General features: G+C 70.8%; 27 protein-coding genes. 10 read left to right on the top strand and 17 right to left on the bottom strand.

What is annotated here, in order from left to right:
• Positions 1-110: 110 nt before the first annotated feature.
• The 4 genes from LX83_RS08740 to LX83_RS08725 all read right to left on the bottom strand — a co-directional run bounded on the left by LX83_RS08740 (position 111) and on the right by LX83_RS08725 (position 4,704).
• Positions 111-1,652, bottom strand: coding sequence for a tripartite tricarboxylate transporter permease (locus LX83_RS08740; protein WP_407649510.1), 1,542 nt, complete (start codon positions 1,650-1,652; stop codon positions 111-113).
• Complete coding sequence (locus LX83_RS08735; RefSeq protein WP_301327778.1) at positions 1,649-2,221, bottom strand: tripartite tricarboxylate transporter TctB family protein; 573 nt, start codon at positions 2,219-2,221, stop codon at positions 1,649-1,651. The genes LX83_RS08740 and LX83_RS08735 overlap by 4 nt, the downstream gene beginning before the upstream one ends.
• Complete coding sequence (locus LX83_RS08730) at positions 2,222-3,040, bottom strand: Bug family tripartite tricarboxylate transporter substrate binding protein (protein ID WP_253769066.1); 819 nt, start codon at positions 3,038-3,040, stop codon at positions 2,222-2,224.
• Positions 3,041-3,783: 743 nt separating this feature from the next.
• A complete protein-coding gene (locus LX83_RS08725; RefSeq protein WP_253769064.1) occupies positions 3,784-4,704 on the bottom strand; it encodes a collagen-like triple helix repeat-containing protein in 921 nt (306 codons plus the stop codon).
• A 353-nt stretch (positions 4,705-5,057) separates the two neighbouring features.
• Here LX83_RS08725 and LX83_RS08720 point away from each other — a divergent pair, with 353 nt between their 5' ends.
• The 3 genes from LX83_RS08720 (at position 5,058) to LX83_RS08710 (ending at position 8,167) form a co-directional block, all read left to right on the top strand.
• Positions 5,058-6,719: a DNA repair helicase XPB gene (locus tag LX83_RS08720; protein ID WP_253769062.1), complete on the top strand. Its 1,662-nt coding sequence runs from the start codon at positions 5,058-5,060 to the stop codon at positions 6,717-6,719.
• A gap of 324 nt (positions 6,720-7,043) precedes the next feature.
• Positions 7,044-7,781 (top strand): hypothetical protein, encoded by a 738-nt coding sequence (locus LX83_RS08715; RefSeq protein WP_253769060.1) that lies wholly within the window; start codon positions 7,044-7,046, stop codon positions 7,779-7,781.
• A 128-nt stretch (positions 7,782-7,909) separates the two neighbouring features.
• Positions 7,910-8,167, top strand: a complete 258-nt coding sequence (locus tag LX83_RS08710) for an Rrf2 family transcriptional regulator (protein ID WP_308203936.1) — start codon at positions 7,910-7,912, stop codon at positions 8,165-8,167.
• 81 nt (positions 8,168-8,248) lie between these two features.
• Here LX83_RS08710 and LX83_RS08705 read toward each other — a convergent pair whose 3' ends face one another.
• The 9 genes from LX83_RS08705 to LX83_RS08665 all read right to left on the bottom strand — a co-directional run bounded on the left by LX83_RS08705 (position 8,249) and on the right by LX83_RS08665 (position 15,588).
• On the bottom strand, positions 8,249-8,602 hold the full coding sequence (locus LX83_RS08705; RefSeq protein WP_253769055.1) for a hypothetical protein: 354 nt from the start codon (positions 8,600-8,602) through the stop codon (positions 8,249-8,251).
• Positions 8,599-9,279, bottom strand: coding sequence for a hypothetical protein (locus LX83_RS08700; RefSeq protein WP_253769053.1), 681 nt, complete (start codon positions 9,277-9,279; stop codon positions 8,599-8,601). The genes LX83_RS08705 and LX83_RS08700 overlap by 4 nt, the downstream gene beginning before the upstream one ends.
• 50 nt (positions 9,280-9,329) lie before the next feature.
• The gene (locus LX83_RS08695) at positions 9,330-9,584 is read right to left on the bottom strand and encodes a hypothetical protein (RefSeq protein WP_253769050.1); all 255 of its coding nucleotides are present in this window, start codon (positions 9,582-9,584) and stop codon (positions 9,330-9,332) included.
• A gap of 147 nt (positions 9,585-9,731) precedes the next feature.
• On the bottom strand, positions 9,732-10,172 hold the full coding sequence (locus LX83_RS08690; protein ID WP_253769048.1) for a DUF5313 family protein: 441 nt from the start codon (positions 10,170-10,172) through the stop codon (positions 9,732-9,734).
• The gene (locus tag LX83_RS08685) at positions 10,169-10,675 is read right to left on the bottom strand and encodes a MarR family winged helix-turn-helix transcriptional regulator (protein ID WP_253769045.1); all 507 of its coding nucleotides are present in this window, start codon (positions 10,673-10,675) and stop codon (positions 10,169-10,171) included. The genes LX83_RS08690 and LX83_RS08685 overlap by 4 nt, the downstream gene beginning before the upstream one ends.
• Before the next feature lie 121 nt (positions 10,676-10,796).
• Entirely contained in the window at positions 10,797-12,314 is a 1,518-nt protein-coding gene (locus LX83_RS08680; RefSeq protein WP_253769042.1) for a CYTH and CHAD domain-containing protein, read from the bottom strand.
• A gap of 99 nt (positions 12,315-12,413) precedes the next feature.
• Complete coding sequence (locus tag LX83_RS08675; RefSeq protein WP_253769039.1) at positions 12,414-13,547, bottom strand: CapA family protein; 1,134 nt, start codon at positions 13,545-13,547, stop codon at positions 12,414-12,416.
• Positions 13,548-13,701: 154 nt separating this feature from the next.
• On the bottom strand, positions 13,702-14,844 hold the full coding sequence (locus LX83_RS08670; RefSeq protein WP_253769037.1) for an XdhC family protein: 1,143 nt from the start codon (positions 14,842-14,844) through the stop codon (positions 13,702-13,704).
• Positions 14,845-14,985: 141 nt separating this feature from the next.
• Positions 14,986-15,588: a helix-turn-helix domain-containing protein gene (locus tag LX83_RS08665; protein ID WP_253769036.1), complete on the bottom strand. Its 603-nt coding sequence runs from the start codon at positions 15,586-15,588 to the stop codon at positions 14,986-14,988.
• Between the two features lie 50 nt (positions 15,589-15,638).
• Here LX83_RS08665 and LX83_RS08660 point away from each other — a divergent pair, with 50 nt between their 5' ends.
• Positions 15,639-16,169 carry a GNAT family N-acetyltransferase gene (locus tag LX83_RS08660; RefSeq protein WP_253769035.1) on the top strand — a complete coding sequence of 177 codons (531 nt, stop codon included), beginning with the start codon at positions 15,639-15,641 and terminating at the stop codon, positions 16,167-16,169.
• 108 nt (positions 16,170-16,277) lie between these two features.
• Here LX83_RS08660 and LX83_RS08655 read toward each other — a convergent pair whose 3' ends face one another.
• Both LX83_RS08655 and LX83_RS08650 read right to left on the bottom strand, forming a co-directional pair.
• A complete protein-coding gene (locus LX83_RS08655) occupies positions 16,278-17,867 on the bottom strand; it encodes a carboxylesterase/lipase family protein (RefSeq protein ID WP_253769034.1) in 1,590 nt (529 codons plus the stop codon).
• Positions 17,864-18,088, bottom strand: coding sequence for a hypothetical protein (locus tag LX83_RS08650; RefSeq protein ID WP_253769033.1), 225 nt, complete (start codon positions 18,086-18,088; stop codon positions 17,864-17,866). Before LX83_RS08650 ends, LX83_RS08655 begins: the two co-directional genes overlap by 4 nt.
• Positions 18,089-18,188: 100 nt before the next feature.
• Here LX83_RS08650 and LX83_RS08645 point away from each other — a divergent pair, with 100 nt between their 5' ends.
• Positions 18,189-18,842: a TetR/AcrR family transcriptional regulator gene (locus LX83_RS08645; protein WP_253769032.1), complete on the top strand. Its 654-nt coding sequence runs from the start codon at positions 18,189-18,191 to the stop codon at positions 18,840-18,842.
• Positions 18,843-18,895: 53 nt separating this feature from the next.
• Positions 18,896-19,117 carry a PspC domain-containing protein gene (locus tag LX83_RS08640; protein WP_253769031.1) on the top strand — a complete coding sequence of 74 codons (222 nt, stop codon included), beginning with the start codon at positions 18,896-18,898 and terminating at the stop codon, positions 19,115-19,117.
• Between the two features lie 5 nt (positions 19,118-19,122).
• Here LX83_RS08640 and LX83_RS08635 read toward each other — a convergent pair whose 3' ends face one another.
• On the bottom strand, positions 19,123-21,126 hold the full coding sequence (locus LX83_RS08635) for an NPCBM/NEW2 domain-containing protein (protein WP_253769029.1): 2,004 nt from the start codon (positions 21,124-21,126) through the stop codon (positions 19,123-19,125).
• Positions 21,127-21,734: 608 nt separating this feature from the next.
• Between LX83_RS08635 and LX83_RS08630 the strand changes: the two genes are divergently transcribed.
• The 4 genes from LX83_RS08630 to LX83_RS08615 all read left to right on the top strand — a co-directional run bounded on the left by LX83_RS08630 (position 21,735) and on the right by LX83_RS08615 (position 26,156).
• Positions 21,735-21,980 (top strand): hypothetical protein, encoded by a 246-nt coding sequence (locus LX83_RS08630; RefSeq protein WP_253769027.1) that lies wholly within the window; start codon positions 21,735-21,737, stop codon positions 21,978-21,980.
• 228 nt (positions 21,981-22,208) lie between these two features.
• The gene (locus LX83_RS08625) at positions 22,209-22,814 is read left to right on the top strand and encodes an RNA polymerase sigma factor (RefSeq protein WP_253769025.1); all 606 of its coding nucleotides are present in this window, start codon (positions 22,209-22,211) and stop codon (positions 22,812-22,814) included.
• On the top strand, positions 22,811-23,296 hold the full coding sequence (locus tag LX83_RS08620; protein WP_407649509.1) for a carboxypeptidase regulatory-like domain-containing protein: 486 nt from the start codon (positions 22,811-22,813) through the stop codon (positions 23,294-23,296). Before LX83_RS08625 ends, LX83_RS08620 begins: the two co-directional genes overlap by 4 nt.
• Before the next feature lie 208 nt (positions 23,297-23,504).
• A complete protein-coding gene (locus tag LX83_RS08615) occupies positions 23,505-26,156 on the top strand; it encodes a CHAT domain-containing protein (protein WP_407649508.1) in 2,652 nt (883 codons plus the stop codon).
• Positions 26,157-26,237: 81 nt separating this feature from the next.
• Here LX83_RS08615 and LX83_RS08610 read toward each other — a convergent pair whose 3' ends face one another.
• Positions 26,238-26,663: a pyridoxamine 5'-phosphate oxidase family protein gene (locus LX83_RS08610; RefSeq protein WP_253769021.1), complete on the bottom strand. Its 426-nt coding sequence runs from the start codon at positions 26,661-26,663 to the stop codon at positions 26,238-26,240.
• Positions 26,664-26,692: the final 29 nt, after the last annotated feature.

Here is a 26,692-nt window from a genome sequence, read left to right as displayed (position 1 = left end):
CAAAGCGTCACCCGATATCGTGATCGCCAAAGATCACGACATCGGGTGACGTTCTTTTGTTAACAGCGGGTGAGTCCGGGGGCCGAGCACTCGCCCAACCCCCTACCGGACTAGTTCCCGGCGCCGGCGCCCACCAGTGCCTCCGGCGTCTGCTTGCCCTTCAGCCGCGCGCGCACCCGCAGCACCAGGCTGGCCACCACCGCCAGCAGGGCCAGCCCCAGCACGATCTTGGCGAACGTGGTGCTCACCAGCGCGCTGTAGTCGCCCTGGTTGATCTGCATGGCCTGGCGCAGGTTCTCCTCGCCGATCGGGCCGAGGATCAACCCGACCACGGCCGGCGCGATCGGCCAGCCGTAGCGGCGCATGGCGAACCCGAGCACGCCGATGACCAACAGGATGACCAGGTGCACCGGCGACTGGTTGACCGCGTAGGTGCCCAGCGACGCGCAGGTCAGGATGCCGCCGTAGAGGAACGGCCGGGGCACCCGCAGCAGCTTGGCCCACAGCGAGGCCAGCGGCAGGTTCAACACCAGCAGCAGCACGTTGCCGATGTAGAGCGAGGCGATCAGGCCCCAGACCAGCTCCGGGTTGCTGGTGAACAGCAGCGGCCCCGGCCGCAGCCCGTAGCTCTGGAACGCGGCCAGCATGACCGCGGCCGTGGACGAGGTGGCCAGTCCCAGGGTGAGCAGCGGCACCAGCACGCCGGCCGCCGCCGCGTTGTTGGCCGCCTCCGGCCCGGCAACGCCCTCGATCGCCCCGGTGCGACCGAACTCCTCCTTGGCCTTGCCCTTGGCCAGCTTGCGTTCGATCGCGTAGGACAGGAACGTGGGCACGTCCGCGCCGCCCGCCGGGATCGCGCCGATCGGGAAGCCCAGCGCGGTGCCCCGCAGCCACGGCTTCCACGACCGCTTGATGTCCTCTTTGGGCAGTCCCCAGACCGTGGACACGCCGATGACCTTGGGCGGTGTCTGCCGCAGCCAGGCCGCCACGTGCAGGGTCTCCCCCACGGCGAACAGCGCCACCGCGGCCACCACCACGGGCAGCCCGGTGGTCAGTTCGTCCACGCCGAAGGTGAACCGGTTCTGGCCGCTGAGCGAGTCGATGCCGATCATGCCGGCGAACATGCCGATCAGCAGCGAGCCGAACCCGCGCAGCGGGGAGCTGCCCAGCATGGCGGACACGGTCACCAGCGCCAGCACCACCAGGGCGAAGTAGTCCACCGAGGTCAGCGACACCGCCCAGTCGGCGATCTGCGGTGCCGCCAGGGTCAGCGCGGCCGTGGCGATGGTGCCGGCCACGAACGACCCGATCGCCGCGGTGGCCAGGGCCTGCGCGGCCCGGCCGGCCTTGGCCATCTTGTTGCCCTCGATCGCGGTCATCACCGACGCGGTCTCACCCGGGGTGTTGAGCAGGATCGAGGTGGTGGACCCGCCGTACATGGCGCCGTAGTAGATGCCGGCGAACATGATGAACGCGGCCGAGGCGTCGACCGAGTAGGTGATCGGCAGCAGCAGCGCCACGGTCATGGCCGGGCCGATGCCGGGCAGCACACCGATCAGCGTGCCCAGCACCACGCCGATCAGGGCGAACATCAGGTTCTGCGCGGACAGGGCGTGCTGGAAGCCCTGCAGGAGCAGTTCGACGGAGTTCACCACATCAGCACCTTCAGTGGGCCGGGCGGCAGGTAGACGCTCAGCCCGTACGTGAACACGTAGAGCAGGATGATCGGCAGGGCCAGCGACGCCACGACCACCGCCCACCAGCGGCGGGCCCCGAGCGTGACGGCCGTGCCGCCGAACAGCAGGGCCGCGGCCAGTGGCCAGCCGATGTAGTCGATGAGCAGCGCGTGCACCACGAACAGCGCGACCAGCACGGCGATGCCCCGCCAGTTGGTCGGCTGGTCGGTGTCGATGTCCTCACCCTCCTCGGCGGGCGCGGTCTTGCCCCGCCACACCTGCGTGCCGACGGCGATGCCGGCGACCACGAGCAGGATGCCGATCAGGTAGGGGTACGCCCTGGGGTTCTGGCTCTCCGTGCCCGGGTTCACGGCGATGCCGGGCGTGCCGATCAGGACGTACGCACCCAGTAGAAGAACGACCGCAACGAGTAGCCACTCCCCACTTAGGCCGCGAGCCCGGCCACCCCGCGTGGGGCGGTCGGGCTCGACGGTCGAAGCTGGCGGCTCAGCCTCAGTTGGGTCCTCAATGGACTCCGCAGCCAACTACTTCACCAGTCCGATGTCGGTCAGTACCTTGCGGGCGCGCTCGTTCTCGCTGTCCACGAAGGACGAGTACTCGGCGCCGGTCAGGAAGTAGTCCTCCCAGTCGTTGTCGACCAGGGTCTTCTTCCACGCCTCGCTGTCGTGCAGCCGGGTGAGCATGTCGGTGAACTTCTGCTTGTCCGAATCGGACAGACCGGGCCGGGCGTGCACACCGCGCCAGTTGTAGAAGCTCAGGCCGACACCCTGCTCCTTGAGCGTCTTGACCTCGGGGAGCAGCTTGCTGCGGTTGTCGCCGGAGACCGCGAGGGCGCGCAGCTTGCCCGCGTCGATCTGCTCCTTGAACTCGGACACGCCGTTCAGGCCGGCCTTGACCTCACCCGACAGCACCTTCTCCAGTGCCTTGCCACCACCGCTGTTGGCCACGTAGTTGATCTGGCCCGGGTCGATGCCGACCTGGTCGGCGATGAGTCCGAGCAGGATCTGCTCGGAGCCACCGGCGCCACCGCCGGCGATCGGGGTGTTCTTCGGGTCCTGCCGCCACGACTCCAGGAAGCCCTCCAGCGTCGTCCACGGCGACTCGGCCGGCACCACGAGGACCTCGCTCTCGGCCAGCAGGCGCGCGATGGGCGTGGTGTCCTTGAGGGTCTTCTCCGAGCCGGTGGTCTGGATGCCGCCGACCATGATCAGACCCATGGTCATCAGCAGGTTGTCGTCCTTGGAGTCGGCCAGCTGCTTGAGGCCGTTCGTGCCGCTGGCACCCTCGACGTTGAAGACCTGCACCCCGCTCGCGATCTTCGTGTCCTGTAGGTCCTTCTGCATGGCTCGACTGGTCTGGTCATAGCCTCCGCCCGGAGCGGCCGGCGCCATGATCTTCAGTCCGGTGATCGGTGCTGCCTGACCACCGTTGGAGCCGGAGCCGGAACCACATCCGGTCAGTAGCGCCGCCGCCGCGAGCAGAGCCGCCGCCCTGGTCGCTCTGCGACGCACAAGCTGGGGAAGCATCGGGGTTTGTCCTCCCGTTGGTCTACGGACACGCGAGCCATATTTCGCACGTATAAAGGAGCGGAGGCTGTCGCGACCGGCCACTGGGGGGACCGGTCAGGACAGCCTCCGGCTACGCACGGCGAGCATTGGAGCACAGGAAGCCGCAAACGGCCAGACCAGTTGATTAGTCCGTGACCCAGACCGCGGGTAGGTTGAGCAGAACGTAACCGTACGGCGGTTGTTTCGCCGTTTTGATTACGCACCGGATATCATTATCCAATTGAACTATTGCGTTAGTGCGATTGATCTACCCCTATTTGGCGTAAATGTCCTTACGACGAACCTGGTCCGGTCTGCCAGCCGAACGCGGGAACCGCCGCGCAGACGGCCGCGCCCGGCCACCGCTCTGCGGCAGCCGGACCCGCGTCACCCCCAACACACAAGCCGCGCCCGGCCACCGCTCTGCGGCAGCCGGGCGCGGGGAGACGCTGACCGACGCGGGCCGGCCGGCCTGTTCGTTCAGACCAGATCGGCGGGCGGTTCGGGCAGACTTCGATCGGTTCGGGCTGGCTCCCGGGTCAGGCCTTCGGGTCGCCGAAGCACAGCGTGGTGGCCGGCTCCGGGTAGACGATGGCGACCTCAAGGTCGGCGTCGCACAGCTTCTCGTCGGCGCTGCCCTCCTGCACCTTCACCACCTTGGCCTCGGCCTTGGAGTCGCCGCAGGAGACCTTCACGTCCACCGAGCTGATGGTCGAGCCCTCGGTGGCCAGGCAGTCGCCCACCTTGACGTTGAGCACCAGGCACAGGGTGAAGCTGCTGCTGCTGCGCCGGCGCCGGCTGCTCTCGCTGTACTCCACGTAGTCGTCGGTCGGGCAGGACTCGCTGGCGCTCTCCAGCTTCTTGCCGACCTTGTAGACGGCCTCCTGCGCGCTGCAGTCGATCTGCTCGACATCGGCGTCGGTGACGCCGACGGAGTTCACCTTGATGCAGTCGCCCACGTCGGCCCCGCTGGCCGAGCGGAAGGTCGCCCAGTAGATGCCGAAGCCGACGACGGCGACCGCGACCACCGCGGCCACGATCTTGACGATCTTCCCGACGTTGGACTTCTGCTTGGGCGCGGGCGCCTCCGGCGGCGCGGCCGCGAAGCCCGGCTGGCCGAAGCCCGGCTGCCCGAACGCGGGCTGCCCCGGCTGGCCGAACTGACCAGGCTGACCAGGCTGGCCGGGCTGCCCGAACTGACCAGGCTGGCCGGGCTGCCCGAACTGGCCGGGCTGACCGAACTCACCGGTCGGGGGCTGTCCAGGGCCGAACTGCCCCGGCTGACCCGGTGCGCCCTGGCCTAACCCTGGCTGACCGAACTGCCCCGGCTGCCCCGGTGCTTGACCAAAGCCCGGCTGACCGGGCTGCGCCGGCCCACCCTGGGGTGGGAATCCCGGCTGCGGGTACCCCGGCTGCGGACCGTTCGGCCCTGGCTGGGGCGGGTAAGGGGGCTGGGACACGGGGGCATTCCTCTCAATCACACAAAAAGCCGCGTGCGGGGATGGGACGCCGATCCCCGTCGCACGGTTCCGTGGTTTCCGCGATTTTCGAACGATCACCGGCAGCGACGGATCGGACACGGGAGCATGACGTGCCAGACCGGCCGCGGGATCTTAACGCGAATCAGATCATGCCTGGTGACGTCGGGTGCACCGGGGTCGCGAACCCGGTCGCGGGCAGCCCGGAAAGAGATCATCAGCACGCAGCGCGAGTAAACGCGCACGAATCGTGGTGGGGATTGTTCAGCGGGCCCGAGTTGTTGGGACACTGGTGGAACCTCTCCACGCTCCCATCATCTAGGAGTCTTAACGCTGTGACCGACGGCCCCCTGATCGTCCAGTCCGACAAAACCCTGCTGCTCGAGGTCGACCACGCCGACGCCGACAAGGCCCGGGTGGCCATCGCGCCGTTCGCCGAGCTGGAGCGCGCACCCGAGCACGTGCACACCTACCGGGTCACCCCGCTGGCCCTGTGGAACGCGCGCGCGGCAGGGCACGACGCCGAGCAGGTGGTCGACGCCCTGGTGCGCTACTCGCGCTACCCGGTGCCGCAGCCGCTGCTGGTCGACGTGGTCGACACGATGGGCCGGTTCGGCCGGTTGCAGCTGGTCAACCACCCGGTGCACGGGCTGGTGATGGTCACCGTGGACCGCGCCGTGCTGGAAGAGGTGCTGCGCAACAAGAAGGTCGCACCGATGCTGGGCGCGCGCGTCGACGAGGACACCGTGGTGGTGCACCCCAGCGAGCGCGGCCGGCTCAAGCAGATGCTGCTCAAGATCGGCTGGCCGGCCGAGGACCTGGCCGGGTACGTGGACGGCGAGCACCACCCGATCCAGCTGCAGGAGGACGGCTGGGCGCTGCGCGAGTACCAGCGCCAGGCCGCGACCACGTTCTGGGCCGGCGGGTCCGGCGTGGTGGTGCTGCCGTGCGGCGCGGGCAAGACCCTGGTCGGCGCGGCCGCCATGGCGCAGGCCCAGGCCACCACGCTGATCCTGGTCACGAACACGGTGGCCGGCCGGCAGTGGAAGCGGGAACTGGTCGCGCGCACCTCGCTGACCGAGGACGAGATCGGCGAGTACTCCGGTGAGCGCAAGGAGATCCGCCCGGTCACCATCGCCACCTACCAGGTGATCACCCGCAAGAGCAAGGGCGAGTACCGCAACCTGGAGCTGTTCGACTCCCGGGACTGGGGCCTGGTCATCTACGACGAGGTGCACCTGCTGCCCGCGCCGGTGTTCCGGATGACCGCCGACCTGCAGTCGCGCCGGCGGCTGGGCCTGACCGCCACCCTGGTGCGCGAGGACGGCCGCGAGGGTGACGTGTTCTCCCTGATCGGCCCGAAGCGTTACGACGTGCCGTGGCGCGACATCGAGGCCCAGGGCTGGATCGCCCCGGCCGAGTGCACCGAGGTGCGGGTCACCCTGACCGACAACGAGCGGCTGACCTACGCCACGGCCGAGCCCGAGGAGCGCTACAAGATCTGCTCCACGGCCAACACCAAGCTGCCCGTGGTGCGCGCCATCCTGGACTCGCACCCGGGCGAGCCGGCCCTGGTCATCGGCGCCTACCTGGACCAGCTGGAGGAGTTGGGCCGCGAGCTGAACGCCCCGATCGTGCAGGGCTCCACCAAGAACAAGGAGCGCGAGGCCCTGTTCGACGCGTTCCGCGCCGGTGAACTGCGCACCCTGGTGGTGTCCAAGGTCGCCAACTTCTCCATCGACCTGCCCGAGGCGTCCATCGCCGTGCAGGTGTCCGGCACCTTCGGCTCCCGCCAGGAGGAGGCCCAGCGCCTGGGCCGCCTGCTCCGCCCCAAGGCCGACGGCCGCCAGGCCCACTTCTACTCGGTGGTCGCCCGCGACACCCTGGACACCGACTACGCCGCCCACCGCCAGCGCTTCCTGGCCGAACAGGGCTACGCCTACCGCATCGTCGACGCCGACGACCTCCTCGGCCCCGCCCTCCCCCAGGTCGACTGACCTTCCCCACACCACCCCGTTGGCCGGCTCGCCCCCTGTGGTGAGCCGGCCATGTCGTGCTGCCCACCGGCCCGTCGGTCAGGCGCACCCGGTACCGGCAGCCACCGCGTCGGCGAACCAGGCACGGCAGGCCGAAGTCAACAGTGGGGTGACCTTATGAGCGGAATTGGCCGGCGGCAAATCTCCGCCTGGTGGTATCTGGTCCCCGCAGTGCTGCTGGCCATAGTGGTGTTGTGTGGGCCGTTCGTACGAGCGGTCACGCCGAGCTTTGGCAAGCGGGCCGCCGATCCGGTTGCCGGGCCTGGGCACCAGATCACGCTCACCATGCAGCCGGGCGTCACCTACCGCCTCTTCCAGCACGCTCCCGCGGCCCGGGCGGGAACGTCCTGTCGGTTCATCGACGACAGCGACCCGTACGCCTTCCTGGGCGGCACCAACGAGTCCCGCGGCGGTTTCCGCAACCCTCCCGCCCGGGTCAGTCACGACGGCCGAACCTACGTCTACACGCAGAACGTGGTGAGTGAACAGCCCAGGCAGGCGACACTCTCCTGTTCTGGTGGTCCACTTCTCGCCGAGCCGGCGCGGGTGTCGTTGCCGGCAGTCCTCGGGTTCGTCGCGATGGTGGGCACCGCGCTCGTCTCCGCCGCGGTGGTGGCCCTGCTGCGCCGTCGGTCGCCGCGGGTGCCACGTGACAACGTCACGCAACGGACACCGGTGCCGGACGCACCGCGGGTGTGGGCCATCGTGGGAGCGGCGCTCGCGGTGTCCGTGTGCATCCTGGTGACCGTCGCCCACAACGCCTACATCGGTTCGGCGGGCGTCTACTGGTTCCTCACGCTCGTCGCGACGCTCCCCACGGTCATGCCCGGCCTCACGGAGTTCCGCAGGGCGAGCGTGATGTCCGGCCTGGTGCTGCTGGCGTGTGTGGTGGCGGCCTTCGGCTGGTTCTTCCTGCTGTTCCCCGCCGGGATCTGTGTCTTCTTGGCTGGCCTCATCGCCCAGCCGGTCGAACCGGGCCGAGCAGCCGTGGCCGACGTTTCGGAGCCCGACCGAGCGGATTGACGCCAGCGCGTTCACCGCTCGTGCGAGACGGTGCGTAGCGCTCATCGGCGTCGACGGCAACAAGGCGGCAATCGCTCCCAAGTCCCCACCACACCTGATCCACCACCCCGCACCGCCACCCGGACGCCATCCGCCTCGTCACGTCGGGCCGCACAGCCGGGCTGGTGCGGTCCCACCCCGGTGCCCGCGGCGGGTGGGAACTGGCCGTCCCCGCGGAGCACATCACGCTGGGCCAGGTATGGCGCCTGCTGCGGGGCGACGATCCCGTGCTCGGCCTGCGCGGACCCGACCCAGCATGCACCACCGGGCGCGGGGTGCAGCAGGCGCTGACCATGCTCGACACCACGACCGTCGACGCCCTGACCGCGCAGCTCACGTCGCCGTAGCCGCTGAGCTGAGCGAGACAACTTCCTCAGTCAGCCCTGAGAGCTAGGGTCAATGGCGGTGACTCGTTCACGGCAACGGCGTCAACTGATCACCTCGGCGATTCCTGTCCCCAGTGGCTCGTAGCGGATCTGAACCTCGACCGGAACTTCGGATCTGAGCTTGCGTGCCAGTTCACGCCCTCGCTCGTCAAAACGGCCCAGCTTCTCGCCAGTTCGGAAGCCTGACTCCTGCGGCTGCTCCTCGTTGTAGGTCTCCTGGAAACTCTGGTCCCAGGCTGCCACCTCGGTGAGCAACTCGGCGCTGAGTGGTACGACTTCCCCGATCTCATCGACGTCGTAGGGATCCGGAATCCTGCTCTCACCAGCCAGGACCCAGAACGGTCCGGTGCCCCAGTCAACCCTGAGCGTGACCGTCAGCGGCGATGAGTTCGTCATAGCGGCTTCAGCTTCCGTTTCTCGCTTATCGGGTTGGCCCCGATCAGGTAACCATTACTTCCGACGGTGACCGCAATCAGCTTTCGCCGACCACGATACGTCGTCTCATACACAACTCGGTCTTTTCCACTGATACCAAGAGGGTTTCCTGAGAGCACCGCCTGCCAAACCACATCAATGATATCCCCCTGAGGAATGTCCATACCCGCAAATTCGGTTACCCGCTCCTTCTTCAGGATGTGCCGAGCCCCCGACTGCTCATCTCCCTCTTCCAGCCAAACAATTCTCCCCGTTCCATCACGCCCAATGCGAAGCACCCGGCCAGGACTTATTCTCACTCCAGCCCGACGAGCTTCCGCGATCAACTCCTCGTCGACCACGCGGGTTGACGGACGTACGTCACCCGCACCAGGCTGTGTGGGACCAACTGGACGAGTGGCAACGCTCGACGCGCCCAGGCCTCCTTGACGCTCGATGTAACCCTCGACCCGCCCAATCGCGTCACAGAACAACTCGTCGACCAGGTCCAGTTTGTCCGGAACGAGCGCGAGCAACGCAAGCGCATCACGCAACTCCGGTCGACTACTTTCGAACGCCAATTGTTCCAACGCGGGCAGCACTTCACCGCGCAGTTGCTCAGCGGCCGCACGCAGTTCGCCGGGGCACAGCGGTTCCACCGCGCGCCGAATCCGTGCCAGGACCTGCCCCAGGGACGTCACGCCGCCCCCTACAGGATGTCAAGATATCCATTGACGCACTGTTCGGCAGCCACCAGCAATTCGAGGATTTCCCCCAACTCCTCGCTTGCTCGCGCCACCAGCGGAGGAGCTAGTTCAACGTCCTCATCACCGGTCGACCGCAACACGTCGCTGAGTTCCACGGCAGCAGCTTCCGCCTTCTTCCCCTGACCTTCCACCACAGCCGTGGGAAAAATCTCAACCATCCCCAACAGTTGAGCCCGCAAATCAGCAACATCAGACAACAGTTTGCCCTCTCAAGCGTTTTCGCCCTGCACCCCAAAGGGATCACATGCGAAAACGGTATGGGCTACCACTGTCCTAAACACACGAGTTGGCTCGGATCACCCAGATAGCCGATACAAAGCGTCACCGAAGCCCTGGCCTGCTGGTCAGTCGGCGGGCGGGGCGGTGGGCTGGTCGCCGGTACTGCGCCAGCTGGCGTTGTAGCGGGCCTGGCGTTCGCGGTCCTGTTCGGCGTCGCGGTCCCGGCGGGTCTGGGCGGCCAGGCCGTTGGGGTAGCCGTACTTGGTGATCCGGTGCTCCACGCTCTCGACCGCGTAGGACAGCGAGTAGTAGACGCCGACGAGCAGGCCCAGCGCGCCGCAGGCGATGGCCAGGCCGAGCGGGGCGTCCAGCAGCAGCACCAGCCCGAGCGTGACCACCAGGCTCAGCGGCAGGACCTGGAGGACGGACCGGAGCGCGAACCAGGCCAGCCAGCTCGGCTTGGTCACGTCGGCGAACACCCACTCGCGGTAGCGCCGCGGCAGCCGACCGCCGATCAGGTACCAGAGTCGCTGGAGGAGGTTGGGCTTGTCCACGGGGGCGGTCACGGCCGTTCCCCGCTATCCGGGTCGCCGGCGTTGGCCGCGGCGATGACCCTGGTCAGCGACTCGTGCAGGTGTTGGAGTTCGGCGAGGCTCATGCCGAGCCGGCGGACCACGGCCTCGGGGATACGCAGGGCCTGCTCGCGCAGGGCGGTGCCGCGCTCGGTCAGCGTCACGGCCAGCGCGCGTTCGTCGCCGGCGTCGCGTTGCCGCACCAGCAGGCCGGCCGCCTCAAGCCGCTTGAGCAGCGGGGACAGCGTGCCCGCGTCGAGCTGGAGCACGGCGCTCAGCTCCTTGACCGAGCGGGGCGTGCGCTGCCACAGCGCCAGCATCACCAGGTACTGGGGATGCGTGAGCCCCAGGGGCTCCAGCAGTGGCCGGTACAGGGCGATCACGCTGCGCGAGGCCACGGCCAGGGCGAAGCACACCTGGCGTTCCAGCGCCAGGGGATCGCCGTCGAAGCTGATCTCGGGTTGGTCGGCGGCCTGGGCCGCCCCGACTTCACTCACTCGCCGCCGTCCTCTCGCCGCAATGCTTTGCACACCATTGGTTAGTGTACAAAATGATTGTGCGGCAAGTGAGCCTCCCCGCGGGTGAGGAGGCGTCCCCGCGGGTGCGCACACCCCGCCGTCAGGACGTGAGCCAGCGGCGGACGCGCGGCTTGGCCAGGCGCCGCCACGGCCGGGCAAGTGTGGTCAGCACCTGGTCGGCCCGGCTGAGTTCGCGGCCGTGCAGCAGGCCGAAGGTGAACCCGTTCTCGCCCTCCAACTGACTGCGCATGCCCAGCTGCCGCAGCAGCGGCCGGGCCAGCACGCCGTCCTGGTGGTCGCCGAGCACCTGCTGCACCGCCTTCACCCGCTTGCGGAACCGGACGGCCCGCCGGCCCACCAGCGGCTCGACCACCTCCACGGCGTAGCGCAGCCGCTTGGCCGCCTTGCGTGCCTCGTGCAGGGCCACGTCCCGGTCCGCCCCGGCCGAGCCGGTCTCCCCGACCGCGCGCATCCGGCGGCGCAGCCGGCGGTCGGCCCTGGCCACCTGGGCCGGCAGCACGTCCTCGGCCGGCAGGGCCGCGCGCGGGGTGAACGGCGGGTCGACCAGCAGCGCGTCCAGCCGGTCCAGCAGCGCGCTGTAGCGGGGGCTGTCCAGCGCGGCCAGCACGGCCTGCTGGGCCGCGGCCTGGCCGGGGGCGAAGTGCCTGGTCAGCTGGGCCCGCACCGGGCCGACCACCAGGTCGTCGGGCAGCGCGGCCACGGCCTGCTCCAGCCGGTCGGCCAACACCTCCAGGTCGCGGGCCGCGCCGAGCACGCCGGCGGCCCAGCGCAGTTCGTCGGTGAGGTCCCGGGTGCGCTCGCGGTCCACGACCCGGCCGAACGCCTGGAGCGCGCTGCGCAGCCGGCGCATGGCCACCCGCTGCTGGTGCACGGCGTCGGGCAGGCCCCGCCGCACGGCCGGGTCCAGCCGGTACACCGCGGCCACCTGGTCGCGCAGGTAGGCCAGGACGGTTCCGCCGGCGGTCGCCGCGTCGACCGGGACGCGTGCGGGCGTGGCCGGGGTGAGCCGGTCGCCCAGCACGCGGGCCAGTTTCGCCGAGCGGGTGGACCGGTGCAGGCCGGCGGCGACGAGCCGGTCCTCCACCGCGTCGAGCAGCCCGGGGTCGGCGTCCGCGCCGAGTTCCACCTCGACCTCGCGCCACTCGTCCTGTTTGGACGGTCCACTCAGGACGGACGCGGTGACCTGGTCGGCCACCACCTCGGCGAGGAGTTGGCCGGTGTCACCGGTGAGCCGCCAGCGGGAGCGCCGGGTGGCGATCCGGGCCACCGGCAGCAGCCGCGCGCCCCGGGTGCGCGCCCGCACCAGGCTGGTCAGCTCCTCGGGCGGCCGCTGGTGCTCCGGCCCCAGGGGCACGCCCAGCTCGTCACGGGTGTCGGCGCCGGCGGGCAGTTTGAGGTGCCACCCGGCGTCCTCGCCGCCGGTGCGCCGGCGCAGCGTCACGCCGGCCCTGGCCAGCCGGAGGTCCTCGGTGTCGTGGTACTCGGCGTCCAGCAGCACCTCGTCCGGTCCGCTGACCCCGGCCACGCCCGGCAGGCCGTCCCAGGTGGGCAGGGCGACCCCGGTCGGCGCCTCGTACTTGCGTTCTGTCTCGCGCACGCTGGTCACCATGATCCGGGCATACCCAGGTGCGCGCGCTCCCACGCCTGTTCCGCGGAATCCCGCGGCGATCGCGCGGCAGTGCCGGTCAGCCGCGGGCTACGGCTTGCCCCTGGTCAGGCCCTGCTCGTCGGCGTCCCGGCTGAGCACGACCTGCTCGGTGCGGCTGAGCGCCTTGTCCTGCCGGGAGCCGCCGCCCTCGGCCGGCAGCACCAGCCGGATCGGCGGTCCCAGGTCGATCAGGGTCGGGAAGTACTCGGCCTGATCCACGCTCCAGCCGCCCTTGGCGTCCTGGGTGAACCGGAACCGGGCGATCACGCCCTCCTCGGTGGTGCCCCTCGGCTCCTCGTGCTTGGCCACGTGGTTGCCCAGCCCGTAGGCCACCCACTTGCCGTTGACCTTGTCGAACGGCTGCACCACGTGCGCGTGGTGGCCGATGATCAGGTCCACCGCCGGGTCGGCGAGCACCTGCTGGGCGATCCGCTTCTGCTCGGCGGTCACCTCGTGCTGGTACTCGGTGCCCCAGTGCAGGCTGGCGATCACCACCTGGGCGCCGGCCGCGCGCGCCGCCTTGGCCGCGCTGATCACGTCCTGGGCGTCGAGCTGGTTGGCCACCCACGGCTTGCCGGCCGGCCGTTCGATGCCGTTGAACCCGAAGGTGAACGAGACCTGGCCGACCTTGACCCCGTGCACGTCGAGCACCAGCGGGGTCTCGGCCTCCTGCTCGGTGCGGGCCGAGCCGGTGTGCTTGATGCCCACCTCGTCCAGCTTGTCCAGGGTGCGGGTGATGCCCTTCTCGCCCTGGTCGAGGGTGTGGTTGGAGGCGGTCGAGCAGCTGTCGTAGCCGGTGTCCAGCAGCGCGTCGGCCACCTCGGGCGGGGCGCTGAACGACGGGTAGCCCCGGAACGGCCCGCCCTTGTCGGCCAGTGGCACCTCAAGGTGGCAGATGGCCAGGTCGGCACCGGAGATCACCGGTTTGACCCCGGCCAGCAGCGGCCGGTAGTCGCGTTCGCCGGCGCCGTCCTCGGTGGCCTGGTCGGTCAGCGCGGGGTGGATCAGCACGTCACCGGACGCGGCCACGGTGAACGACCGGGTGCTCGCCGCGGCCGAGGACGCGGACGGCTGGGTGTTCGCCAGCTTCGCCGCGGTGGTCGGGTCCTGGCCGGCCGGGTCACCGGAACAGCCCGCCGCCAGCACCACCAGCGCGAACAACCCACCGGCTAATCGCCGCATGCCCACTCCCCACGCCGTTGTGACTGCTCAGTTCCACCCGCGACAAGGCACCCCGAGTGATGCCCGGGCCATCCTCCCATGCCCTGATCGAGTGAAAATCACCCACAGAACGACGTGGTTCGACACTCCCCAGCCACCGCGCGCAGCCCCCGCGTCACTCACTCAGCCACGCGGGCTGGGCCTCCTCGTGGTGGATGGGGCCGTCCACCAGGCTGAGCCGGTCGCCGGCCCCGCCCCAGCGCAGCGCGATGATCTCGGCGGCGATGGACACCGCGGTCTCCTCCGGGGTGCGCGCGCCGAGGTCGAGGCCGATCGGGGAGGACAGCCGGGCCAGCTGGGCCTCGGTCACGCCGTTCTCCCGCAGCCGGGCCAGCCGGTCGGCGTGCGTGCGCCTGGACCCCATCGCCCCGACGTAGCCGAGGTCCAGCCGCAGGGCCGCCTCCAGCAGGGGCACGTCGAACTTGGGGTCGTGGGTGAGCACGGTGACCACGGTGCGCCGGTCCAGCCGGCCGGCCTCGGCCTCGGCGGCCAGGTAGCGGTGCGGCCAGTCCACCACCACCTCGTCGGCGTCCGGGAACCGGGCGGCGGTGGCGAACACCGGCCGGGCGTCGCACACGGTGACCCGGTAACCGAGGTAGGCGCCGAGCCGGGCCATGGCCGCGGCGAAGTCGATGGCGCCGAACACCAGCATGCGCGGCGGCGGCTCGAAGGAGTTCACGAACACGGTCATGCCCTCGCCGCGGCGCTGCCCGTCCGGTCCGTAGTGCAGCAGCCCGACCCGGCCGCCGGCCAGCATGCCCCGGGCGTCCGCGGTGACCGCGTCGTCGGCCCGGTCGCTGCCCAGCGCGCCGGCCACCCGGTCGGGCCAGACCACCAGGCGCCGACCCAGCCGGTCGGGGTCGGGGTGTTCGACCACGGTGGCCACGGCCACCGGCTCGTCCGCGGCGATGGACGCGGCCAGCTCGGGCAGCTCGGGGAACCCGGCCGCGTCAACGCGCTCCACGTAGACGTCGATGATGCCGCCACAGGTCAGACCGACCGCGAACGCGTCGTCGTCGCTGACCCCGTAGCGCTGCAACACCGGCGTGTCATCCGCCATGACCTGTTGCGCCAGCTCGTACACGGCGCCTTCCACGCAGCCGCCGGACACGCTGCCGGACACCGTGCCGTCCGCGGCGACCAGCATGGCCGCACCGGGCGCGCGGGGCGCGGAGCGGAACGTGCCGACCACCGTCCCCAGGCCGACCGTTTCGCCGTTGGCGACTCGGGTGACGAGTTGGGCGAGCACCTCACGCACGACGGCACCTCTCGTTTCCCAGCGGTGTCGAGCTGATCGGGCAGTCTGTCTGCCCCAGCCCGTCAGTTGTCTGACAACGCTGGCCCACGCCTGAATTGTTCCCCCGGTCACGTCACCGCGCAGTCACCAGGTCACCGGGCGTCAGTGGCCGCCGGCGCGGCGGCCGGGCAGACGTGGCCGCATGATCAGCGCGGCCACGTAGTAGCTGCACGGCTCGTCGGTGACGTTGGCGTAGTTGAGCGGGGTGTCCCTGGCGAGGTAGAGGGAGTCGCCGGCGGCCAGGTCAACGGGCTCGGCGCGCTGCCCGGGGTGGCCCAGGGTGAGCCGCACCCGGCCCGACTCCACCGCGATGTACTCGTGCGAGCCGGGCGCGTAGGCCGGGAACCAGCCGGCGTCGCAGTGCGGCGGCAGGGTCGAGCGGATCCACTCGAAGTTCACCCCGGGCACGACCGGCGACAGGATGACCCGCCGCCACCCCTCCGGCTCGTCCACCACGTCCTGCTCGGCGGCGCGCCGCAGGATCACCCGGTCCGCCTCGGGCGTGGCGACCAGGCTCGCCAGGGACACGCCCAGGCCGTCGGCGATCCGGCCCAGCACCACGACGGTGGGCGCCTTCTGCCCGCGTTCCACCGAGGACAGCATGCTGACGCTGACCGAGGCGGCCTCCGCCAGCGCCTGCAACGTGAGGCCGCGCCGGACGCGCAGCGACTGCACCCGCCGACCCAGTTCCTCCAGATCAAGCATTTCTCTATAATATCAATCAGTTTCACTATAGAGAAAATCCGGAGATCAGCATGCCCAGCGACGACGTCCTCGTCCGCGCCGCCACCGCCGACGACCTGGTGGCGGTGGCCGACATCTACGCCCACTACGTCACCACCACGGTGATCACCTTCGACGAGCAGCCGCCGCCGGTGTCCGCGTGGCGGCAGCGGCTGGCCGACTTCACCGCGCGCGGCCTGCCGTTCCTGGTGGCCGAGGTCGACGGGCAGGTCGCCGGCTACACCTACGCCAGCCCGTGGCGGCCGAAGACCGCCTACCGGTACTCCGTGGAGGACACCATCTACCTGGCGCCTCAGTGGACCGGCCGGGGGCTGGGTCGACTGCTGGGTGACGCGCTGCTCGCCGAGTGCGCCCGGGCCGGCGTCCGCCAGGTGATCGCGGTCATCGCCGACACCGGCAGCCACCACGCCACCCTGGCCCTGCACCGGGCGCTCGGCTTCACCGAGGTGGGCCGGCTGCGCGGCGTCGGCCACAAGCACGGCCGCTGGGTCGACACGCTGCTGCTGCAACGCGACCTGACCGCGACACCAGCCACGTCGTGACCCCGCCGGGCCGGCGCCGGGCCCTGATCGCCCTGGTGGCCGCGGCCGGAGCCGCGCTCGCCGCCCTGTCCCAGCCGGCCGGGCACGAACCGCGAGCCGGATGAGGCGTCAGAACCACAGTCCACAGTGGTGGGTCGCGGCCACGTCGATCGGCCGCGCGCCGTCCTGGGTCAGTTCCAGCGCGGCGTTCCCGGTGTCGGTGTTACTGGCGTCGGGGTTGCCGGCGTCGAGCCGGGGCCAGACCGGGCTGCCCGCGCCGTTGGGGTCGCCGGTCCGGACGAACCGGCTCCAGTAGCCCACCAGCTGGTCGGCCAGGGGCCGCTGGGCCGAGGTGAGCGCGGGCCCGTTCGGGAAGTCGAACAGGTAGGAGGCGTCACCACCGTGCGCGGTCGCGGGCCGGACGTGCTCGGGCAGGGGCTGCCCACTCGGCGTGGGCGCGGACGGGTCGGTGAAGACCCAGGCGTAGGTGGCCGCCTTCCGGGCCTGGTCCAGACCGGACTTCCAGGACGGGCAGATCCAGTCGCGGTCGGTGAACACCCGGCTGGCCGCCGCCGCGGGTGAGGGGAACTCATCCACCGGGTACCGCTGTTCCACGTCCGGCGCGCGCGGCCCGAACGCGGTGCGCAGCATGGCCGAGTACCTGTCGGCGGTGATGCCCCCGGGGTAGGCGGCCAGGACGAACTCGACGTGCTCGTCGTGGGTGGTGCCCTGCAACAGCGGCACGCCCGCCTGCCGGCCGGCGGCGAACACCGCGGCCGGCTCCTCCGGCACGAGGCTGGTGCCGTAGGCGATCAGCGGGAACTGGCCGGTGTGCGGCAGCAGTTCCTCGGCGGGCTTGGCGCGCAGGCAGGCCAGGTCGGCGCAGGACAGCTGCCCGGCCAGGGCCTGGCCGTTGCGCTGGATCGTGCTGATCGGGTGCCAGGACGAGATCGCGTCAACGCCCTCGCCGATCGCGCCGGCCGGGTGACTGGTCCCGCACGATCCACTGTGGACGATCGCCTGGTGGAACAGGCCGGCGGCCGCCGGCGCGGTCATCAGGGTGCACGCGCTCATCGCGCCGGCCGACACTCCCCCGAGCGTGACCCGGCCGGGGTCGCCGCCGAACGCGGCGATGTTGGCGCGCACCCACTCCAGCGCCGCCACCTGGTCGAGCAGCCCGAAGTTGCTGGTCTCGCCGAGTTCCGGGTGGGCGAAGAAGCCGAACACGCCCAGCCGGTAGTTGACCGTCACCACCACGATCTCGCCGGCCCGCACCAGCCGCGCCGGGTCGTAGATCGAACCGGCACCGGTGATGAACCCGCCACCGGGCAGCCACACCAACACCGGCCGTCCGGCGCCCGGCTCGGCGGGCGTGGTCACGTCCAGGGTCAGGCAGTCCTCGCTGTGCGGGGTGCCCTCGGGCATGTCCGGCGCCTCCGGTTGCACGCACGCCGGGCCGGACGCGGTGGCATCGCGCTGGTCCGGCCAGGGGCGCACCGGCTGCGGCGGCTGCCAGCGCAGCTCCCCGACCGGTGGCGCGGCGTACGGGATGCCCCGGAACCGGCGCACGCCGTCCTGTTCGGCGCCACGGAGTTCACCCGACGCCGTGCGGACCACCGGGTCGGGGTGCGGCTGGTCTCCGGCACCGACCGGTGCGCCGCAGGCCACCAGGACCACCACCGCACCGGCCAGCGCGGCCACACCCCGCCAGCCGGTCACCTGTCCCGCTCCGCCGGCTTGGCCTTGCCAGCCGCCCAGCCGGCCAGGACCCCGCCGACCACGGTGACCACCACGTAGCAGCTCAGCCACACCGCGAACCCGCCGGGCAGCCAGCTGAGCAGCCCGGCGTGGCCGTGGTCGATCAGCAGCCGGATGGCGCCCTGTGCGCCCAGTGCCAGCAGGACCATGCCCACGATCTGCCAGGCCGTGTACTTGTTCATCCGTTGCTCCCCTCTTTGTGGTTCGATCGCACCATAACAGCTTGTTGGTACGATCGCACCACAACGCGGTGACATCGCGAGGTTGCGGAGGACGAACGGCATGCCCCGACAGGTGGACCACGACCAGCGGCGCCGGCAGATCGCGGCGGCCGTGTGGCGGCTGGCCACCACGGGCGGACTGGAACACGTCACGCTGCGCCAGGTCGCGGCCGAGGCCGGGGTGTCCGCCCGGCTGTTGCAGTACTACTTCGGCACCCGGGACCAGCTGCTGCTCGGCGCGCTGGAGATCCTCAACGCCGACGCCGAGCAGCGGGCCAGGCAACGCCTGGCGGCGCTCGGCGAGGCACCCGGGGTGCGCGCGATCGTGCGCGGCGTGCTGCTGGAACTGCTCCCGCTGGACGAGGAACGGCGCAACCGGCACCTGGTGTACGCGGCGTACTTCGTGCCCTTCCTCACCGAACCCGCCCTCGCCGCGGTCGCCCGCGACGCGCCGCACGGGCTGGAGAACCTGGTCGCCGACCTGATCAGGCAGGGGCAGGAGCTGGGCCAGGTGCCCGCGCACGTCGACGCCACGGCCGAGGCCGCGTTCCTGGTGGCCGGGGCCGACGGCCTGCAGTCGAGCGTCCTGCTCGGGCAGTGCCCCGGCGACCGGGCCCTGGCCCTGATCGACCACCAGCTCGACCGCATCTTCACCAGGACCGCCGACCAGCCGGGGACCGAGGACCGAGCCGGTCTCCGGGACGAATCCGGGTAGCACCAGGGTTGTTCCCCGAGGCGCCGGCCGCCGCCGCGGACCAGTCTTGAGGCATGACGAACAACGTGGTCAACGAGGTCACCGGCAAGGTCAAGAAGTTCCGCCGGAGCCGCACCGAACGGATGCTCGCCGGCGTGTGCGGTGGCGCCGCCCGGCTCTTCGGGATCGACGCCGCCATCCTGCGGGTGGTGCTGGTGGCCGCCACCCTCTTCGGCTTCGGCACCGGCGCGCTGCTCTACCTCATCTGCTGGATCGTGGTGCCGGAAGAGGCCTGATCAGGTCAGCAGGTAACCGTGGTGTCCGCCCAGTCGGCGTGGTCCGAGGTGATGCCGTCGCCGCCGTCGGTGACCACCAGCTCCAGCTGGGACACGCCGGTCAGCGGCACGTCCAGCGCCACGGCGGGCTGACCGCCGGTGCGGATGCCGGACTCGGCGAGCTGCCGGCCGTCGCCGCGCACCTGGAAGGCCACACTGCCCGCGGTGCCCACCTCGTCGTCGACACCGACTTCGGCGTGCAGCGCCGAACACCCGCCGCCCAGGTAGAGCAGCACCGACGAGGTGGCGTGCACGCCCAGCCCGGTGGCGTAACCGGTGCCGGCGATGCTGATCGGCCGGCCGTCACCGGCGTCCCGCTCGCCGTTGCTGCGGTCCCGCTCCACCGGCCCCCAGCCGTTGCTGCTGGTCACGAACTGGAGTGCGGACACCGCGGTGGTTCCGGCCGGCGGTGGCGCGACCAGTTGCACCGAACCGCTCACCGACCGGCTCTGCGGTCCGCCGATGCCGGCGAAGTTCGCTGTCGCGGCGATGGCCAGCTGTCCGGGTGACTGGTCGGCGGTGGGCCGCAGCCGCCAGGTGACCCGCCACTCCTGGCCGGGCCGCACCAGCGCCGTCCACGCGCCGCCGTTGCCGTCGACGGCCCAGCCCTTCGGCGGCTCGATCCGCATCCGCGCCTGGTACAGCGGGGTGCGGCCGTCGTTGTACAGGGTGGTGTCCACGGTGACCGGCTTGTTCACCTCGGCCAGGTTCGGCAGGCCGAGGCCCAGCGTGGTCAGCGGCGCCAGCACCCCGTGCCGGTCCACCGACACCCGGTAGGCCACGGCCCCGTGCGCGGGCACGGCGGCGCGCAGCGTGCCGTCGCTCTGCGCCTGCTGCCCGGTCCACAGGTCGCGCACCCGGTACGGGCCGCGCTTGCTCAGCCCCACCTCGGCGGTGGTGGTGGTCACGGTCGCGGTGGTGGTGCCCCGGTTGAACAGGACCACCGCGACCGACCCGTCCGACATGGGCTTGGCCCACACCTCCACGTCACCGTCGTCGCGCGCCTGGTAGCCCTGGATGCCGCCCCAGTCCTGGTTCACCGCGATCAGTTCCCGGTTGAGCAGGATCTGTCTGGTCTGGTCGGTCATCGAGCGCAGGTCGTTGCCGGCCAGCAGGGGCGCGTTGAGCAGCGCCCACAGCGAGAAGTGGGCGCGGTACTCGGTGTCGGTCATGCCGCCGTTGCCGACCTCCAGCATGTCCGGGTCGTTCCAGCCGTTGGGGTGGCTGTACTCCACCAGGCCGACCTGCTGGTCGAGGATGCCGGTCATGCTGGACCAGGAGTCGCTGATGTCGCCGGTGGTGCGCCACAGGTGCCCGCCCACCTGGTCGCCCCAGCCCTCCCACGGTTTGTTCTCGCCCCATTCGCACAGTGCGAACACGATCGGCCGGCCGGTTTTGCGCAGCGCGTCGGACATGGCCTGGTACCGCTCAACAGCGGGGCGGCCCTGGTTGTTGCAGTTGTCGTACTTGAGGTAGTCGACGCCCCAGTCGGCGAAGGACTGCGCGTCGATCTCCTCGTGGTCCAGCGCACCCGGCATGGACCGGGCGCAGGTCTGCGTGCCCGCGCTGGTGTAGATGCCGAGTTTCAGGCCCTTGGCGTGCACGTAGTCGGCCAGTGCCGCGATTCCACTGGGAAAGCGCTCCGGGTGCGGCAGCAGCCGCTTGGTCTGCGGATCGCGTTCGGGCGCGGCCCAGCAGTCGTCGATGTTGACGTAGGTGTAGCCGGCGTCGCGCATGCCGGAGCTGACCAGGGCGTCGGCGGTCTGCCGGATGAGGCTTTCATTGATGTCGCAACCGAATCGGTTCCACGAGTTCCAACCCATGGGCGGGGTCCTGGCCAGCTCGCCCAGGGGATCGGCGGTGGTCCGCACCGGCTCGGCCGCGGCCTCGGCCGTGCCCGGGGACGCGGCGACCGAGAACGGCACCAGCGACACCGCCGCGGCGATGAGCAGTGACGAGAAGCGACGCATCGGATTCCTCCCCACTGATCAGCACCGAACAGCAGTACTCGAATTTACGCATCCGTGAACACAATTCGTCAATCCCTGCCCACCGTCATGTCTGACAGGCCGGCCTGACGTCACACCAGACGCCGGCACCCCCATTCCACATTGATGATCTTGGCCGACCGCCGGCCCGAATCACCCCGCCCCATCACCCGATTCCGCGAAAACACCGCACCCCATTAGCCCATTTGAGTTACGCTGTTCGCGGCTTTCATCCGATCTTCGTCCGAGCCCGATTCGGGACCGCCACGCGCGCCCACCCGATCGGCCCGGACCAGCAGTCATGCGCGCCCCGCGCCCGTCTGCCGTTTGTGGACGGTCACACGTAGACAGTCGCGCCCGTCATCGAATGATCACTCAGCGACACCGTCCACATCGGTGGCCGACGCGCTTCTTGGCCCGACGGAAGAAAAACCGGGCCACCGGGAGCCGATCCGGCCTGACGCGCGTCAGAGGTGAGTACGACCACAAGGGACAACCCGATCCACGACGCATGTATCTGGCCCGCGGCTGGCGTCTCTTGTGCAGTGACCGGCCCGAGGGGCCAGCTCGACAAGCTAGGGGGAAAGCACGTGAGTTCCGAGAACCTGCGCCGGACCGACAGCGAGACCGTTCCCGAGACGGTCAAGCCGTTCAACGTCGTCCGGCTGGTGGGTGTGGGGGGTGACATCGGGACCGCGGCCACGCTCGGGGCCGGGGACGGCACCGGGGGTGGCACCGGCGGCGGGGTGCCGGCGGAGCCGGGCGGGTCGCACCAGACCAACGGCCCCACCCCGACCAGGACGACCGCGACCGCCGACCGAGAGGTGACCAACTGACCGGGGCGTCGCGGTACTGGGGGCGGAAGCAGCGCGGTCGGTCGGCCTCGCGGGGTGGTCGACCGGCCGCGTCAGCGCCGGCACCGGCGGACGTGCTGACCGCCGTGCTGGCACGTTCACAGCAGCACTACTCCATTCGAGTGTCTTTGGTATCCGGTGTGGTCCATCCGGCTCATCTTGTTTCGAATGAGGCCCCGACCCAGGAGGACCCAAGCCGGAGGTGATTGGGTGAGCGAACTGCGCACGACGGAGACAAGTCCGCCGTGGGAGGGGCTGGAAGGCACGGATCGGCACGCGGCCTGCCTGGTGGCGGCGCGGGCGGGTGACCGCCAGGCCCTCAACATCCTGGTGGCCGAACTCAGCCCCGTGGTCTGGCACGTGGCCAGGGGCAACGGTCTGGACCGCCCCACCGCGGAGGACGTGGTGCAGACCGTCTGGCTGGCGTTGCTCCGCCACCTGGACCGGCTCCAGGAGCCGCGCGCGCTGGTCGGCTGGCTGGTCGTGACCACCCGGCACGAGGCACAGCGCAGTTGGCGGGCCAACCGCAACCAGGTCCCGCTGTCGGCCGAACTGGCCGAGCAACTGCCCACCGAGAGCTGGCTGCCCGAGGACGAGGCGGTGCGCGTCGACCGGGACAAGCGGTTGTGGGCGGCCTTCTCCCGACTGACCCACCGGTGCCAGGAACTACTGAGACTGACTGTTTTCAATGGCCGAGCCGACTACCGCGCAGTGGCCGAATCGCTCGCCATGCCGCGCGGCAGCATTGGTCCCACCAGGGGGCGTTGCCTGGACTCGCTGCGTGCACAACTGGACTCGGAAGGAGGATCGCGGTGACCGACGTCGACCCGCGCGATGACGACTACAGGTGGCAGGACACCGCCATCTCCGCCGGCCTCGACCGCTTGGTGCACGTGTTGGACGCGCCGCCAGCGGATCTGGTGGAGCGCGTCCAGTTCGCCATCGCCTTGGAGAACCTGGACGTTGAGGTGGCCAGGTGGGAGCGGGCCGGCTCATTCGCCGGAGTGAGAGGTGACCGGCCCGGGACCGTGACCTTCACCGTGGATCACCTCACGGTCATGGTGAGCTTCACGCCGACCGGAGGTCGGCACAGAATCGACGGCTGGCTCGTCCCACCCGGACAGCACACCGTTGAGGTGCGCGTCTCCGACCACGACTCGACCACCACGCAGGCCGATGACGGCGGCCGGTTCGTGCTGGCCGACGTCCCCGCCGGCACCACGCAGATCCTGGTACACCTGGAGAGCGTGCACGGTGAGCCCAGCCGCACGATCGTCACACCGACCCTGATGCTCTAGCGTCGGCACGCTGAGTAGCCAGAGCAAAACGGACCGAAGGTAACCCGTTCGGCCCAGCACTTCCCCCGCCTAGTGGGCACCTCACCCACTTCCGGTGTGTTGCCATTGAGAGGTGCCCCAGCCACGTCCTCCACTCGCTGGCACAAGCGCGCCCGAACAGGCCGCCACACACAGCGATGACACGTCCGTCAGCGACACCGACACCGCGGTGAAGCTGCACAAGCAGGCATTCTCCGTTGCCTCCGCCGGCCGCCCCGCTGAAGCGGCGCGGTTGCTGCGACGGGCACTACAGGCGCTGCCTGTCGCCCCGGCGAGCAACGAGGTGCGCATCGTGCGCATCAGGGTATTGATCACCCTGGCGTACGCGGAGGCGGAGACTGGTTCCGTCAGCGACGGTCTGCCCCACCTCGACACAGCCCAACTGCTGTTCGCCGAGTTGCAGGGACCGCAACGGGCGCACATGGAGGGGGTCGTCGGCTGTCAGCGGGCGCTCCTGCTGCACCGCGCCGGCCAGACAGCCGAGTCGTTGGACCTGTTCAACCAGGCGATTCCACTGCTCGAACACGCGCTGGGCAGCGGCGCGTGCGACGCCTCGGTGTTGACCGCCAACGTGATGAACCGCGGGCTGACCTACATCGCCTACGGCAAGCCGGCCCTGGCGGAGCAGGACATGCACCGCACCATGCTGCTGGCGGAAACACACCAGCTACCGCTGCTCAGGGCGAAGGCCCAGCACAACCTCGGCGACATCGCGCTGCTGGTCGGTGACGTGCCCACGGCGCTGCGCCACTACGAGGAGACCGAGCGGGCGTTCCGCGAACTCGCCCCCGGCCTGGTGCCCAGGCTGCAGATCGACCAGGCCAGGGCCCTGCTGACCGCGGGGCTGCCGGACGAGGCGGCCGAGCAGCTGGACGAGGCGCTGCCGGAACTGCGCAGGCACAAGGTCGGCCAGGACCTGGCCGAGGCCGAGGTGATCCGGGCGGCCGCCGCGCTGTTGCAGGGCGATCTGGAGCTGGCCAGGCGGTTGGCCTCGGCGGCACAGCGGCGGTTCCGGCGTCGGGGCAGCGAGTCGTGGAGCGAGGTCGCCGCGTTGACGAAGATGCGCGCCGAGGCCGCGGTGGCGCTGTCCAACGGCGTGCCCTCGGTGGCGGCCCAGTCCAAGGCCGTCCAGTCCAAAGCCGCCCAGGCCAAAGCCAGCCAGGCCAAAGCCCCCCGGTCGAAAGCCGCCCAGTCCAGGGCCGCCCAGTCCAAGGCCGCACGGCTGGCCGAGCGGCTGAGCGCGGTGGGCCTGACCGACGAGGCGGCCATGGCACGGATGCTCGCGGTGCGGCTGGCCGTGCGCCGGGGCGCCGCCGCCGAGGCCGGCAGCCTGGTGCGCCAGGTGCCCAAGCCGACCGAGGTCACCCCGATCGACCACCGGATGCTGCTCCGGCTCTGCCGCGCCGAACTGTCGTTGACCAGTGGGGACCGCCAGCGCGCGCTGTCCGAGGCCAGGTCCGGCCTTGATGAGCTGGGCCAGGTGCGGGACCGGATGGGCGGGCTGGACCTGTTGTGCGGCACGGCCGTGCACGGGCGGGAACTCGGCGAGCTGGCCGTGCGGCTGGTGCTGGCCGACGCCGAGACCGAGACCGACGCCCGGCAGCTGTTCGCCTGGCTGGAGCGCACCCGCGCCCAGGTGTACCGGTACGAACCCCAGCCCAGCATTGACGATCCGCTGCTGGCCGAGCGGGTGGCCGAGATGCGCTCGCTCGGCCGGGTGGTGCAGCAGTCCAGATTGGACGGTCGGGCCGTTGCCGAGCTGGAGGCCCGCTACGACGTGCTCCAGCGGGAGGTGACCCGGCTGGGCTGGCACACCAGTCAGTGGGGCCGGCCCCGACCGGTGTGCGAGCTGGCCGACGTGGTCGCCCAGCTCGGTGAGCGGGCCCTGGTCAGCTTCACCGGCCAGGACGAGTCGCTGAGCGCGGTGGTGGTGGCGGCCGGCCGGACCACGCTGGTGCGGCTGGGCTCGGCCAGCCAGACCGTGGAGGAGGTGGCCAGGCAGCTGCACGCCGACCTGGACGTGCTGGCCCCGGACCACCTGCCCGACCTGCTGGCCCAGACCATCGCCCGGTCCGCGCGCCGCCGGGCCGAACTGCTGGACGAGCTGCTGGTGCGCCCGCTGCTGCCCACGGTCGGGGAGCGGGAACTGGTCGTGGTGCCCACCGGGTCGCTGTACGCGGTGCCGTGGGGGGTGCTGCCCTCGCTGCGCGGCCGGCCGGTGGTCGTGGTGCCCTCGGCCACCGCGTGGCTGACCGCGGAGAACGACAACCAGCGCGCCACCGGCTCCGGGCACGTGGTGCTGGTCGGCGGGCCGGGCCTGACCGGCGGGGTGGGTGAGGTGCGCGGGTTGCGCCGCACCTACCCGGCCGCCCGGTTCCTGGACGCCGACCAGGCGGTCAGCGCGAACGTGCTCGCCCTGCTGGACGGCGCCGAACTGGCGCACTTGGCCGCGCACGGCGCGCACCAGCCGGACAACGCGTTGTTCTCCCGGCTCGAACTGGTGGACGGGCCGCTGTTCGCCCATGACATCGCGCGGCTGCGGCGTCCACCGCGCCGGGTGGTGCTGGCCGCGTGTGAGCTGGCGCTGAGCCACATCCGGCCCGGCGACGAGGCACTCGGGTTCGCCGGGGCGCTGCTGGCCAGCGGCTCGCACACGGTGGTCGCGGCGGTCAGCCGGGTGGGCGACCAGGCCGCCGCCGAGACCATGCAGCAGTTCCACGCCCGGCTGGCCACCGGGGCGGGCATGGCCCAGGCGCTGGCCGAGTCCACCGCCGCCGACCCGCTGCGCCGCCCGTTCGTCTGCTTCGGCTCCGGCGGCTAGCCCGGCCGGGCCCGGTGTCTCCCGGTGGCGCGGTGAACCGACCGCCCGCGCTCCCGGGAACAACCGGCCGGCCGCACCTGATCAGCCCGCGCCCAGGTCGGCGGACAGCCAGTGTTCCGGCCGCATGTAGACGATGATGTGCTCGCCGAACTGTGTCCGCTCGTACTCCACGAAGCCGGCGGCCGCCTCCGGCGGCAGGTACCGCGTGGCCATCTCCAGCGACCGCTCGTCGGTGCACGGCTCGGTCCTGGTCACCGGCCCTTCCACCGACACGTAGCGGACCGTCGGCGTGGTCCGCTGCACCATCAGGCTGAACCGGCCGGCCGCGCGGATCGCGCGGGTCTTGCGCGAGTCGGGCGGTGTGCGCACCCACAGCTCTCCGCCGGGCGTGTACTGGTACCAGATGGGGACCGTCAGCGGCGCCCGGTCCGGCCGCTCGACCACCGACAACGCACCGACATGCGGTTCCGCCAGGAACTGTTCGCGCACTTCTCGCGGTAGAGCCACGGCCCGAGGCTAACCGCCGGGTCTGACAG

It is taken from the genome of Goodfellowiella coeruleoviolacea, from assembly GCF_024171785.1.
Classification (GTDB): Bacteria; Actinomycetota; Actinomycetes; order Mycobacteriales; family Pseudonocardiaceae; genus Goodfellowiella; species Goodfellowiella coeruleoviolacea.
This window is presented reverse-complemented; position numbering and strand designations above follow the sequence as displayed.